The organism is Anaeroglomus insulsum (assembly GCF_050689095.1).
Classification (GTDB): domain Bacteria; phylum Planctomycetota; class Phycisphaerae; order Sedimentisphaerales; family Anaerohalosphaeraceae; genus Anaeroglomus; species Anaeroglomus insulsum.
Genome location: NZ_JBOGCL010000004.1, coordinates 68,738 through 81,868, shown reverse-complemented (window position 1 = coordinate 81,868; position 13,131 = coordinate 68,738). Strand labels below are relative to the sequence as shown.

Below are 13,131 nucleotides of genomic sequence, written 5' to 3'. Positions count from 1 at the left end.
TATTTTATTTAATACCACAGACAAATCAAGTCTGTTATATGAGATTTTTTATTTATTCTTCAAAACAGGCATCTCGGCCGGCTCGAAGCAGAGTCCCTTGGTCCGGCTGATAACCCGATGGCCTTTCTCTGTCACCAGCACATCATCTTCCAGCCGAACGCCAATCTTGCCGGACACGTATGAGCCTGGCTCCACGGTAATAATCTGTCCGGCCTCAAAAACCTCTTTTTTGGCCGTACCCGCAATACGGGGGTCCTCATGCACCAGCAGGCCCAGCCCATGCCCCGTGCCGTGTCCATACACCGCCACCTTCGCATCGGCCAGCACTTTCCGACATGCCGCATCCACATCCGCCAGGCACACCCCCGGCTTAATCATATCAATGGCCGTCTGCTGAGCGGCCGCGACCGCCTCATAGACTTTCCGATAATATGGAGTGGGTTTGCCGAAAACAAAACACCGGGTAATATCGCAGATATACCCATCGTATTTGCAGCCGAAATCGATCAGGATCGTATCGTTTGTCTTGAGCTTCCGCTGGCCCGGCTGATGATGGTTCCGTGACGCATTCGGCCCAAAGCAGATAATCGTATCAAAGCCCGGCACCGCACCCAGCATCTTCATATTGAATTCCAGGGCCGCACACAGTTCCATCTCGGTCATCCCGGCCTTCAGCAAAGGCAGCGTCTGCCGCAGGGCCAGCCAGGCAATCTTCGCTGCTTTTTCGATGGCCCGAATTTCGTCCTCGGTCTTGATCACTCGGAGTTTTTCCACGAATCCCCGCACCGGCACGATTTTCCGTTTGATGGCCTTTTTCACCACACCCAGCATCGAAATCGCGGCACTGTCTTCAATCGCCACCGCCCGAACACCTTTAGCCCCGGCAATAAAGTCCGCTGCTGCCGCCGTCAATGCCCCCTTTCGCTCGAACACCTTGCATCCCACGCATTCCCCGCGGGCCTGCTCGGTATAGCGGCTGTCGGTAATCAGAATCGCCTTATCCGGCAGAATCAGCAGCCAACTGTCATGTCCGGTAAAACCGCTCAGATACCGCACATTTTCCACAGACATCACAATCATCGCCTGCACCTTGCTTTGCTTACACTGCTGGCGAACCGCATCGAGTCGTTTTTTGGCCGTCTTCTGATCCATAAATCATTCTTCCCAAATTAAAGATTTTCAACAATCCGGCCTCCACGCCGGCTTTTTATTATGTATGATTTACACGAAGGGAATCAAAAAAGAAATAAAATTATTCTGCCTCAGATGGCAACCGGCTTTTGAGGCAAGATGATTCAAAACCAAATACGGTCTCCTCCTCTCCTGTCTTTTCTGTGCATGGACGCTCTGACGGGGCTAATGTCCGCCGGGGGGTGGATGTTTGCCCCGTCCTTTTTTTGAATAACCCCCTGTGGTTGTTCGAATGAATCCCTGTAGCACGGAGCGCCAGCGACGTGATTTGATTCCCACCCCCGGCCCCAGTGCCAGGATTTCCCATTCCAGCCATACCAATCCAGCCCAAGCCTCTGTGCCTGGGGTAAAATTCTCTGCCGAAGGCATTGCTCTGCTTACACACCCCACACCCTGAATACGGTGATTACCCCGCAAAAGACCACGTTTATCGATATGGCCCAGAGGCAAAAACCGGCTTTGCACTAAGCCAGGAGGTCAAACAGGAACACCGAAAGCAAAGCATACAATTGCTCTGCGGCCAAAAAACGGTTATACTGGGGCAAGGTTAAGTAAATCCAATATAACAGAGAGGATTGTATGAAAATAGTAATCGCCGGGGCCAAAGGTGCAGGCAAAAGTACCGTCGCGAGGGAATTGAGCCGGATGACGGGATTGGAGATGATTGAGACGGATGCGCTGATTGAAGAACACTTCTTCAAGCAGATCGGCCACCGGCACACCTGCCGGGAAATATATATTCAGCACGGGCAGGAGGCATTCCGCCAGGTCGAGGCGATGATGGCCAGGCAATTGGAGGATGCGGAATGGAAGCTGATTGTCTGCGGCGGGTCAAGCCTGATAGATCCGGCCAGTCGGCAGGCCCTGCGAAAGAATGCGATTCTGATATACCTGAAGGCGGATACGGAGATCATCTGGGCGCGTCTGGAAAAGGATGGTTTGCCACCGTGGCTGCGCGGGCCGGATGCGCGGGAGCAACTGAATAAGAATGTGGCATTTCGTGAGGAACTGCTGGGACCGTTTGCAGATATTCTGGTGGATACGACAGGGAAAACACCGGAAGCCATTGCAGCGGAGATTATGGAGGAATTAGGGCGAGAACTGGCAATTCGCTCGAAGGCGGCCAACACCTATGGGGATGTAATCAGGCTGACGACATTCGGGGAAAGCCACGGCCCTGCAATTGGGGCAGTGCTGGATGGCGTACGGCCGGGGCTGGAGATTTCGGCAGAAGATATCCAGAAAGAGCTGAATCGCCGGCGGCCAGGACAAAGCGACGTTACTACGCCGCGCGACGAAAAAGACCAGGTGGAGATTTTGTCGGGGGTGTTTGAAGGGAAGACAACTGGGGCGCCAATTGCGATGGTGATCTTCAATCGTGACCACGATTCCAGTAAATATGAGGGGATAAAAGACCTGTTTCGTCCGGGTCATGCTGATTTCACGTTTTACAAGAAATACGGCATTCGGGATTATCGGGGTGGCGGTCGGTCATCGGGACGCGAAACGGCCGGGCGTGTGATGGGTGGAGCAGTGGTACGTAAACTGCTGGAAGAAAAAGGTGTTAGGATCGTTGCTCACGCAATCGAGATAGGGGGCGTTCGGGCCCAAACCTGCGATTATGAAATCATTGAGAAGACGCCGGTGCGGTGTGCAGACGCCCAGGCAGCGAAGGCCATGGAACAGGCGATTTTGGCAGCCAAGAACGACAATGATTCGGTTGGCGGAATTGTGAAACTGGAGATTTTCGGGTTGCCAGCGGGGTTGGGGGACCCGGTATTCGGGAAACTGGATGCGCGGATTTGCCATGCAATTATGACACTGGGGGCTGTCAAGGGGATTGAGGTTGGCAAGGGATTCGAATTGTGCCGAATGCGCGGCAGCCAGTCGAATGATAATATGGCCAATGGGGGCTTTCTGAGCAATAATGCCGGGGGGATCACCGGAGGTATTTCCACAGGCCAACCGGTGTATTTCCAGATTGCCGTGAAGCCGACATCGTCGATAGCAAAACCCCAGAAAACAATCAACCTGGAAGGACAAAATCAGCCGATTGAGACCCACGGCCGGCATGATCCGTGTATTGTGCCGCGGATTATCCCGGTGATTGAAGCAATGACGGCGCTGGTGCTGTATGACTGCTGGTGCATTCAGGAACGGATACGTCCTTTTGAGAACAACAGTTAAGTGCATTTTGGACCTCATTCCGGAGACCTTTTGGCAGGTTTTTTCCAGGAGAATTTTTCTTGAAATAACGGGGTGGGATTTGTACAATTTGCCTTTTCCGGCCCGCGGCGGAAAGGGGATGGCCTCTTTCGTTGGCGGATGGTGAACAACTGAATACATAAAAAACGCCAATGTAGCTCAACGGTAGAGCTCTGGTTTTGTAAACCAGGGGTTGCGGGTTCGAATCCCGCCGTTGGCTTTTTTTTATTTTATGCCCGACGGGTATATTGCATGAAGTACAATTGGATGTGTTGGTTGGTAAAGGGTTAGACTATGGAACAAGCCATCGAAAAAGCCGGCGCCCTGATTGAAGCCATGGGTTACATTCGCAGCTTCAAAGACAAGATTGTTGTCGTCAAGCTGGGCGGCAGCATTCTGGATGACATGGAACTCCAGCGGAATCTGCTGGTCGATGTGGCGTTTATGTCGATTGTGGGGATGCGTCCGATTCTGGTGCATGGCGGCGGCAAGGCGATTACGCAGGCGATGAACGAGTCGGGGCTGGAGCCGGTGTGGGTTCAGGGCAGACGCTATACCGATGAACGGACACTGGCGATTGCGGAACATGTGCTGGTGCATAAGATGAATACGCCGATGTGTCAGATTCTCAATGAACTGGGGTGTCGGGGCATGGGGATGCACTCACTGAGCAGTTGCGTGGTGTTTGCCGAACCGCTGCGTTTAGTCAGTGATGATGGCCGCAAAATTGACCTGGGACTGGTAGGGGAAGTCACGGAAATCAATGGTGAACTGCTCAAAACACTGTGCCAATCCGGCGTCATTCCGGTCATCGCTCCGATAGCAAGAACCAAGACCGGGGGCGCAAAACTGAACTGCAATGCCGATACCGTCGCAGGCAAGGTGGCAGCCGCGGTGCAGGCGGAGAAATTCGTGGCTCTGTCCGACACGCATGGTATTCTCAGAGACATCAACGACCCGGAAAGCCGGATTTCCAGTGTCAGCGAAGCGGAAATCAACGAGATGATCAAGAACGGCATTATCAATAAAGGCATGCTGCCCAAGGTGGAGTCCTGCCTGGTGGCGCTGGACGGCGGAGTCCGCAAAGCCCATATCATTGACGGCAGATTCCCCCATTCGCTGCTGCTGGAAATTTACACCGACAAAGGCGTCGGAACGCAAATTATCAAATAAAAAGCTCGTCGTTCATCGTTCGGAGTTCGCAGCATTGTTGCCGGGCCTTTGGGATATGAGCTTTTAGGCATAGGATAAAAAATCATGAATACGCAAGACGTGATTTCGCAATTTAATCAGTATGTGATTGGCAATTACGGGCGGCTGCCGCGGGTGATTACGCGGGGCGAGGGCAATTATTTATACGATCTGGACGGCAACAAAATTCTGGATTTGTTCCCGGGCTGGGCAGTCAGCGGCATCGGGCATTGTCATCCCAAGGTGGTGGAGGCCATTCGCCGACAGGCCGGAGAACTGCTGCACATCGACAATACGTTTTATACGATTCAGCAGGGACAGCTGGCTAAGCTGCTGTCGGAGCGGGCGTTCGGGGGCAAATGCTTTTTCTGCAACAGCGGCGCCGAGGCCAACGAAGCCGCAATGAAGCTGGCACGTAAATTCAACGCCGGCAAAAAACGATACAAGTTTATTACTGCCGAACGCAGCTTTCACGGGCGGACGTTCGCGGCAGTCACGGCGACAGCCCAACCGAAATACCATGAAGGCTTTATGCCGTTATTGGCAGGCTTTGAATACGTCCCATTCAACGACATCGATGCACTGACCAACGCCTTCAGCGAGGAGGTCTGCGGCGTGCTGATTGAGCCGATTCAGGGGGAAGGCGGTGTGCGAGAGGCAACGCCGGAATATATGCAGACCATCCGCGACCTCTGCGATGAATCCGGGGCATTGATGATTCTGGATGAGGTGCAGACCGGTATGGGACGGACGGGCCGGTGGTTCGGGTATCAGCATTACGAGGTCGTGCCGGATATTATCACGCTGGCCAAGACGCTGGGCGGCGGAGTCGCCATCGGGGCCATCGTGGCCAAACCGGAAATCGCATCCGTGCTGGTCCCCGGAACGCATGCCTCGACCTTTGGCGGCAACCCGCTGGCATGTGCGGCAGCGATTGCAACAATTGAGGCAATCGAAGGGGATAAGCTGATCGACAATGCCGTACGGATGGGACAATACGCCATCGCAAAATTGAGTGCACTCAAGCAGCAATTCCCCATCATTCGGGAATTGCGGGGCAAGGGGTTGATGATTGGTATTGAGCTGACGGTACCAGGAAGCAACATTGTCAGCAAGTGCCTGGAACAGGGACTGCGAATCAACTGTACCCAGGGAAACATCCTGCGATTTATGCCGTCGATGACCATCAGCACAGAAGAAATCGATCAGGCGATTGGGATTCTGTCAAACGTTCTTGAAACGGAAGGATAAGATCATGAAAAGCTTTCTTTCGATCCGGGATTGTACGAGCCAGGAACTGCTGGAACTGCTGGATTTAAGCATCAATCTCAAAAAGCTGTATGCCAGCGGCAAGCGGGATTTGTGCCTGACGGGCAAAACGCTGGCGATGCTGTTTGAGAAGACCAGCCTGCGGACGAGAGTCAGTTTTCAGGTAGCCATGCAGGACCTGGGCGGCAACGCGATTTATCTCAAACCCGAAGACATCGGCATTATCGGACAGCGTGAACCGGCCAAAGATATGGCAAGGGTGTTTTCGCGGTATGTGCAAGGGATTATGGCCCGGACGTTCAAGCATGAGACCATTATTGAGCTGGATCGCTGGGCAACCGTGCCGGTCATTAACGCCCTGTCGGACTGGTCGCATCCTTGTCAGGCAATGGCGGACATGCAGACGGCCTTGGAACATTTCGGCAAGCTGAAAGGCTTGAAGCTGGCCTATATCGGAGACGGCAACAATGTCGCCCGGTCGCTGGCGTTTGCGTGTGCCAAACTGGGGCTGCAGTTTGTGATTGCTGCGCCGGCCGGATACGAGCTGGATCAGGATACTCTGGATACGGCCAACCAAATCAGTCCCGGCTGTGCAACCCAGATTCGCAACCCGATGGATGCGGTGAAGGACGCCGACGTGCTGTATACGGATACCTGGGTCAGTATGGGCCAGGAAGCCGAAAAAGAACAGCGGATTCGGGATTTCCAGGGATATCAGATCAATGACGCCCTGCTGGCTGCGGCGCCCAGGCGAGCCAAGGTGATGCACTGCCTTCCGGCGTACCGCGGCTATGAGATTACCGATTCGGTCTGCGAGTCGGCCCAGTCAGTGATTTTTGATGAGGCGGAAAACCGGCTGCACTTCCAGCGAGCCCTGCTCAAGAAACTGCTGAGCAAGTAATCGACCAACGATATGAAGCATACGATTTTAGTAGCCACAACCAACCCGGGCAAAATGCGGGAGCTGGCGGAGATGTTTTCGGAACTGGCCGGGGACATTGAATGGCACAGCCTGCGGGATTATCCCCATACGACCGAGGTGGAGGAAGATGGGGCAACATTTGCCGACAACGCCGCCAAAAAGGCGATGGGTTATGCCAGACAAACCGGGCTTTGGACAATTGCGGATGATTCGGGTCTGGTGATTGATGCCCTCAATGGTCGGCCGGGGGTACACAGTGCCCGATTTGCGACCGAAGGCGTAGGAAAATTGCCGCGTCAGGAGCAGGATGAGCTGAATAATCGCAAAGTGCTGGAACTGCTCAAAACGGTTCCCCAGGATAAACGGTCGGCACGGTTTGTCTGCTGTATGTGCCTGGCCAGCCCGACGGAGATTCTGATTCAGACGGAAGGCAAAATCGAAGGCCAGATTATCGATACACCACGTGGAGAAAACGGCTTCGGGTATGACCCGCTGTTTTACGTGCCCGCACTGGGCAAAACAACGGCGGAACTGAGCAGTGAGCACAAAAACGCCATCAGTCATCGCGGACAGGCGGCAGCACAGATGAAGCCTGCCCTGCGAGAGCTTTTAAACCTGTCTTAAATTGATACCAGCGGTGTTTTTATAAAAATGATGGACATTCTCTGCTTTTGTCGGGTACAATACCACAGGATACCCAGCGGGCAGGATGATTTCGCACCGGGCACTGGTCATTTTATGCCGCACGTCCTCACAGGGTAACATTGCCCTGCGAAGCTGCGATAATCATGCTGTTTCTCAAAGCTGGCGACTGAGAGCCTCTTGGCCGCAACGAACGGGAATACATTGAGAAAGATTCAGTGGATAAGCTGATAGAATTTACGGAGACGGAGGTTATGCTGGAGTTTCTGTTTGGCGATTTCTTGGGCAAAGAACGCCCCTTAAGCTGGGTATTGCAGTTCTGGCCGGTGCTGGTCAGTGCCTGGGTATTTGCACTGGCGGCAACGTGGCTGTGCAAAAAGATTGCCATCAAGCTGGGCATTGTGGACAAACCCAATAATACCGTAAAGACCCATAAGGAGCCGGTGGCGTATCTGGGAGGAGTTGGCATTTTGGTAGGGTTGGTTGTGGGGGTCCTGGCGGGAATCGCGATTATTCAAGGCCAGGAAGGATTTGATATTAGCCTGCGTTGGCTTTTGGGGATTCTGGGCGGAGCTGCGATTGCATGCTTTGTCGGGCTGGTGGATGATATTCTGGATATTAAACCCTGGCAGAAGATGCTGGGGCAAATGGCGGCAGCGGTAGTGCTGCTGGCAGTGGGAATCCGGCCAAGCCTGAGTATTATCGCCAAAAGTCTGGGGATGGATATGACGCCGGGAATGGAACTGCTGCTGGGGATTCCGATTGTCATCTTCTTCGTGCTGGGCGCCACCAATTCGCTGAACCTGCTGGATGGCCTGGATGGGCTTTGCGGGGGTGTCACCGTGATTATTACACTGGGCATGTTGTTTCTGGCAATTCATCTTTCGACCTGGCGGTTCAGTGATGAAGGCGACCCGGTTCGCATGACGATTTGTCTGGGACTGACCGGCGGGGTGCTGGGTTTTCTGCCGTTCAACCGGCATCCGGCCAAGATATTTATGGGAGATGCGGGCAGCCTGTTGCTGGGATTTGCCTGCGCAACGCTGATGATTCTGTTTGCCGAAGACGTGCCTCGCTGGTGGATGGCGTCAATTGTCATTTTTGGCCTGCCGATTCTGGATACGGCGACAGCCCTGGTACGGCGGCTGCTGAACAAACGCCCACTGTTTGTGTCCGACCGGGGCCATATTTACGACCAGCTGATGGACCACGGCTACTCGCTGAAACGCAGTGTTGCCATCTGCTACGGGTTGGCAGCAGTATATGCAGCCATCGGAATCGTCATGAGCCAGATTCGGACTCGGTATGCGCTGATTGTCTATCTGATCGTCATTATCCTGTCCGCCCTGATTGTCTGGAAAAAGGGCTTTTTAAAGATGGATGGCTTGCGGGGCGCGGTGAAAAAGAATTAGCCACTGCATTTGGCCAGATGCAAACAAACAGACTAATCCAAAGACAGAATCAGGTCTTTATGATACTATGCTCTGAGGGTGTTGGACCTGCGTTTGAATAAAGGGTGGCTCACACAATTGCTTCTGAGCAGCAAAGAGAAGATTTTTGTTCGCCAAAATGTATTTTTAGAGGAACCCTAAATACAAGGTACCGCATCCTGGACAGAGGATTTTGCGTTTTCATTTTCATCTTAGACCAGCGGGGTAGAACAATATGACGCTGACAGTAACAAGAATCGTTTGGGTCGCAGTGGGTTTGGTTTATGCCGTGTCTGCGCCGCTTGTGGCAACGCCTCTTCCGGCCCACTGGGGGGATTGGCAGGGTTGGGGCGACATGGGCGATGGAACCTATCGTAATCCCGTCTTGCCGTCGGATTACAGCGACCTGGACTGTATCCGGGTGGGTCAGGATTATTATGCCATCTCCTCCACCATGCAGTTTTGTCCGGGCATGATCGTCCTGCATTCCAAAGATATGGTCAACTGGCGCATCCTGGGGCACGTCGTTGACGATGTGACACAAATCGGGCCGGAGATGAATTGGGATCGCATGAACCGCTACGGACGGGGCATCTGGGCCGGGGCGATTCGCTTCCATAAAGGTCTGTTCTGGGTGTATTTCGGCACGCCCGACGAAGGATATTTTATGAGCACGGCAGCAAACCCCGCCGGACCGTGGGAACCGCTGCACTGTGTGATGAATCAGGCCGGATGGGATGATTGCTGTCCATTCTGGGATGAGGATGGGCAGGGATATTTCGTCGGCACACATTTCGCCGACAATTACAAAACCTATATCTGGAAAATGAGCCCCGATGGCCGCAGGCTGATCGAGGAGTCGCGGACGCTGATCAATGAAGGAGCCGGCCGTGAAGCCAGCAAACTCTACAAGATCAATGGCTGGTACTATCATTTTTTCAGCGAAGTGTTGCATGGAACCCGGGTGGTGATGATGCAGCGATCGCGTAGCGTCATGGGACCTTATCAGGAACGACGGCAGTTGACCGATGCCAATCGGGAATGGAGAGAGCCGAATCAGGGCGGACTTGTCCAGACCGAATCCGGCGACTGGTATTTTCTCACGCATCACGGTTCCGGCGACTGGGAGGGCCGCTGTATGAGCCTGCTGCCGGTAACCTGGGTCGATGGCTGGCCAATGATGGGCCAGACCACCCCCGATGGAAAGCCCGGAAAGATGACACTGGCCGGCACAAAACCCGTCCAGGGACAGGAGATGACCACGCCCCAAAGCAGTGATGATTTCAATAAGCCGGCCCTGGGGCCGCAATGGGAATGGAACTATCAGCCCCGCAGGGACAAATGGTCGCTGAGTGAACGGCCTGGATTTTTGCGTCTGAAGGCTTTCAAGCCGCTGCGCCCGGATGATCTGATGACGGCCGGAAATACGCTGACCCAGCGATCCTTTCGGTCACGCCAGAATTGTGTTATTGCAAAGCTGGATTTATCCGGCATGGTGGATGGACAAAAGGCTGGGCTCTGTCATTTTGCACAAAACCACTCGGCCCTGGGTGTCGTACAGAAAGGCATCGTTCGCAGAATCGAGTTTCGCGAAAACGGCACATTGACCGAAGGCCCTGAAATCAAGACAAATCATGTCTGGCTCAAGTCATCCTGGGGACTGGACGGCAAAAGCCAGTATGCCTATAGTCTCAATGGTCAGGATTTTGTCCCCTTCGGCAGCGACTATCAGCTCTCGTGGGGCTACTACAGGGGGGATCGCATCGGACTGTTCTGTTTCAATACCAGACAAGACGCCGGATTTGTAGATATTGACTTTCTGGATTATGACTATCGTAAATAAAAATCCGGCAGGCATGCCCCCGCATAGTCCCTATCAATCGGGATCAATCGGGCCGGCTTTTTTCTAACTTACTGGTTTGTCAGGCTTTACGTCCGACCCCGAAGACTCAACAGCAGCCGTTCCGTGCTTTTACGGCATCACTGCTTGAAGGGGGGCATTTCCGTCTGAGGCGGAACAGAAACAGCTAACCTTAGCCGCGTTAAACCGAGAAACACCAACGCGAATCAGGCATATCCATCGAACCAACAAAAAACAGACTTTTATGTTGACTGCCCTCAGGGATTATATAAAATCGCCATCTTAAATAAGCAATTAACTTAATCGCTATTGTGTTATCGGGATACTCCGGCGTGGTAAAACGTAAAGACGGCATAGAACGAAAAGCGCTGCTTCTCAAAGAAGCAACCCGTGTGTTTGCCCAAAAAGGCTTTCGGGACACCACCATTGCCGATATTTGCAGAGCCGCACATTCCAATACAGCCGCCGTCAATTATTATTTCGGGTCCAAGGAGGATTTGTACGCCGAAGTCTGGAAAAGTGCATTTCATACGGCCCTGCAGCAGTTTCCGCTGGATGGCGGCCTGCCTCCCAATGCAACGCCGGTTGATCAATTGAAGGCCCTGATTCGTGCTCATCTGTATCGGATGCTCGACGACGGCACGCTGGGCCATGCCGGGCAAATCTTGTTGATGGAACTCACAAATCCAACAAAATCGCTGGAGTTTATCAAAAATGATGTCATTGCACCGCTCCGCCAGCAGGTTCGCGGCATCATACGCCGGCTGCTGGGCGAGGCGGCAACAGAGGAACAGGTCACCTTTTGCGCCATGAGCGTCATCCACCAGTGTTTCGGATTCGGATTAAAACGAGACAGGCTCCCTCAATTGTTTCAATCCATGAAAAAAACGCAGCTTGTCGAGGCCCTGGTGGAGCATATCACCCTGTTTTCCCTGGCCGGGATTTCGGCTTTCAAAAAAACAAGACGCGAGAGGACAACACCGTGCGAAAAAAAATAACATTCACCAAGGCCTCGGCACTCAGGACAACAGGAGTCGTCCTGCTTGTTGGCCTATATGCATTATCCGGCTGCGTTTCTGTGGAACCGCACGAGGTCAAACCGCAGGTACAGATTTCGGATTCTTTTTCCGCTCAGGGAACCGAACCGCTTGCCAATCGCTGGTGGCTGTCGCTGACGGACCCAAACCTGGCAAACCTGATTGAACAGGCTATGACAGACAACTTCACGATTCGTTCCGCATGGGATCGACTCACCCAGGCGGAACAAACCGCTGTCAAAACAGGGGCCGGATTGCTGCCCTCTGCGACCTACAACGGACGGGCACGAAGGACCCGCCAGGACACGGATAGCCGCACCGATTACACCTCCAGTTATTCCGTTTCTGCAGCAGCTTCGTATGAACTGGACTTGTGGGGCAAGATCCGGTCTTCCCGTCAGGCCGCCCTGCTGGACGCCCAGGCCGCCCGGGATGACGTGGATACGGCAGCCATCACCCTCAGCGCCGCCATCGCAAAAACCTGGTACCAGCTGGCTGAAGCCCGCCAGCAGGAGCTCGTCATTGAACAGCAAATCGAAGTCAACCGCAAGGTGCTTGAGGTCATCAGGCTGCAATTCAGCAAGTCGCAGGTGGGAGCAACCGATGTCTTTCGTCAGGAACAATTACTCGAATCAACACAAGGCAGCCTGATTCAGGCCCGGGAACGCACGATTCTGCTGGAACACCAGCTTTCGATCCTGCTGGGAAAAAGTCCGGGCACCTGGCATCCCGATACGCCCAGGCTGATTGCCCCCGGTCAGCTGGTCGCCATTGACGTCCCCTCCGTGGTGCTGCTTCGCCGTCCTGATATTCGCAGCCGTTACAGTCAGGTGCAGGCGGCTGATATGCGAGTCGCCTCAGCCATCGCCGACCAGTATCCGGTTTTGAGCCTGACCGCCGGCGTGGAGTCGTCGGCACAAAAAACGCACGAGCTGTTTGATAACTGGCTCTCCAATCTGGCTGCAAATGTTGCCGGACCGCTTTTTGACGCCGGCTATCGCAAAGCAGAAGTGCTTCGAACCCGTGCCGTTTTGTCACAGAAAATCAATGATTACAGCCAGGCCCTGCTGGATGCCCTCCGGGAAGTGGAAGATGCCATTCAACAGGAATACCATCAGCGTCAAACCGTCCAAAATCTTCAAAAGCAGCTGGAACTGGCGCGTCAGGTCTATGATCGGACGCGACAGCATTATCTAAAAGGCCAGGTGGACTATCTGCGAGTTCTGGACTCACTGATCTCCCTGCAAAGCCTGGAACGCAACGAATTAACCGCTCGCAGACTGCTGCTGGAACGACGCATTGAGTTGTGCCGCTCCATTGCCGGCGGCTGGCCTATGCAGCGTCCCGAACAGGCCCGATTAACAAACCCCTAAGATCCGATAG

Annotated in this window: 11 protein-coding genes and 1 tRNA gene; 11 read left to right on the top strand and 1 reads right to left on the bottom strand. The window is 53.8% G+C overall.

Annotated features, from left to right (window positions below; translation table 11 throughout):
* Window positions 1–48: 48 nt before the first annotated feature.
* Window positions 49–1,152, bottom strand: coding sequence for a M24 family metallopeptidase (locus ACQ9LF_RS05110; protein ID WP_462488299.1), 1,104 nt, complete (start codon window positions 1,150–1,152; stop codon window positions 49–51).
* A 271-nt stretch (window positions 1,153–1,423) separates the two neighbouring features.
* Between ACQ9LF_RS05110 and ACQ9LF_RS05105 the strand changes: the two genes are divergently transcribed.
* The 11 genes from ACQ9LF_RS05105 to ACQ9LF_RS05055 all read left to right on the top strand — a co-directional run bounded on the left by ACQ9LF_RS05105 (window position 1,424) and on the right by ACQ9LF_RS05055 (window position 13,121).
* A complete protein-coding gene (locus ACQ9LF_RS05105; protein WP_462488298.1) occupies window positions 1,424–1,588 on the top strand; it encodes a hypothetical protein in 165 nt (54 codons plus the stop codon).
* 182 nt (window positions 1,589–1,770) lie between these two features.
* Window positions 1,771–3,378 carry a chorismate synthase gene (gene aroC, locus ACQ9LF_RS05100; protein WP_462488297.1) on the top strand — a complete coding sequence of 536 codons (1,608 nt, stop codon included), beginning with the start codon at window positions 1,771–1,773 and terminating at the stop codon, window positions 3,376–3,378.
* Between the two features lie 166 nt (window positions 3,379–3,544).
* Window positions 3,545–3,616 (top strand) — tRNA-Thr (locus ACQ9LF_RS05095).
* Window positions 3,617–3,690: 74 nt separating this feature from the next.
* A complete protein-coding gene (gene argB, locus ACQ9LF_RS05090) occupies window positions 3,691–4,569 on the top strand; it encodes an acetylglutamate kinase (RefSeq protein WP_462488296.1) in 879 nt (292 codons plus the stop codon).
* 84 nt (window positions 4,570–4,653) lie between these two features.
* Entirely contained in the window at window positions 4,654–5,838 is a 1,185-nt protein-coding gene (locus tag ACQ9LF_RS05085; protein ID WP_462488295.1) for an acetylornithine/succinylornithine family transaminase, read from the top strand.
* 4 nt (window positions 5,839–5,842) lie between these two features.
* Entirely contained in the window at window positions 5,843–6,757 is a 915-nt protein-coding gene (gene argF, locus ACQ9LF_RS05080) for an ornithine carbamoyltransferase (protein WP_462488294.1), read from the top strand.
* Window positions 6,758–6,769: 12 nt separating this feature from the next.
* Window positions 6,770–7,402, top strand: coding sequence for an XTP/dITP diphosphatase (locus tag ACQ9LF_RS05075; RefSeq protein ID WP_462488293.1), 633 nt, complete (start codon window positions 6,770–6,772; stop codon window positions 7,400–7,402).
* Between the two features lie 236 nt (window positions 7,403–7,638).
* Entirely contained in the window at window positions 7,639–8,832 is a 1,194-nt protein-coding gene (locus tag ACQ9LF_RS05070; RefSeq protein WP_462488292.1) for a glycosyltransferase family 4 protein, read from the top strand.
* A gap of 253 nt (window positions 8,833–9,085) precedes the next feature.
* Window positions 9,086–10,693, top strand: coding sequence for a glycoside hydrolase family 43 protein (locus ACQ9LF_RS05065; RefSeq protein WP_462488291.1), 1,608 nt, complete (start codon window positions 9,086–9,088; stop codon window positions 10,691–10,693).
* Window positions 10,694–11,043: 350 nt separating this feature from the next.
* Window positions 11,044–11,709 carry a CerR family C-terminal domain-containing protein gene (locus tag ACQ9LF_RS05060; protein ID WP_462488290.1) on the top strand — a complete coding sequence of 222 codons (666 nt, stop codon included), beginning with the start codon at window positions 11,044–11,046 and terminating at the stop codon, window positions 11,707–11,709.
* Window positions 11,694–13,121 carry an efflux transporter outer membrane subunit gene (locus tag ACQ9LF_RS05055; protein ID WP_462488289.1) on the top strand — a complete coding sequence of 476 codons (1,428 nt, stop codon included), beginning with the start codon at window positions 11,694–11,696 and terminating at the stop codon, window positions 13,119–13,121. Before ACQ9LF_RS05060 ends, ACQ9LF_RS05055 begins: the two co-directional genes overlap by 16 nt.
* The last annotated feature ends 10 nt before the right edge of the window (window positions 13,122–13,131 follow it).

Excerpts from the sequence above, each read along its gene's own strand:
- argB (WP_462488296.1), top strand. The coding sequence starts at position 3,691 with ATGGAACAAGCCATCGAAAAAGCCGGCGCCCTGATTGAAGCCATGGGT.
- aroC (WP_462488297.1), top strand. The coding sequence starts at position 1,771 with ATGAAAATAGTAATCGCCGGGGCCAAAGGTGCAGGCAAAAGTACCGTC.
- ACQ9LF_RS05075 (WP_462488293.1), top strand. The coding sequence starts at position 6,770 with ATGAAGCATACGATTTTAGTAGCCACAACCAACCCGGGCAAAATGCGG.
- ACQ9LF_RS05085 (WP_462488295.1), top strand. The coding sequence starts at position 4,654 with ATGAATACGCAAGACGTGATTTCGCAATTTAATCAGTATGTGATTGGC.
- argF (WP_462488294.1), top strand. The coding sequence starts at position 5,843 with ATGAAAAGCTTTCTTTCGATCCGGGATTGTACGAGCCAGGAACTGCTG.
- ACQ9LF_RS05105 (WP_462488298.1), top strand. The coding sequence starts at position 1,424 with ATGAATCCCTGTAGCACGGAGCGCCAGCGACGTGATTTGATTCCCACC.
- ACQ9LF_RS05065 (WP_462488291.1), top strand. The coding sequence starts at position 9,086 with ATGACGCTGACAGTAACAAGAATCGTTTGGGTCGCAGTGGGTTTGGTT.
- ACQ9LF_RS05110 (WP_462488299.1), bottom strand. The coding sequence starts at position 1,152 with ATGGATCAGAAGACGGCCAAAAAACGACTCGATGCGGTTCGCCAGCAG.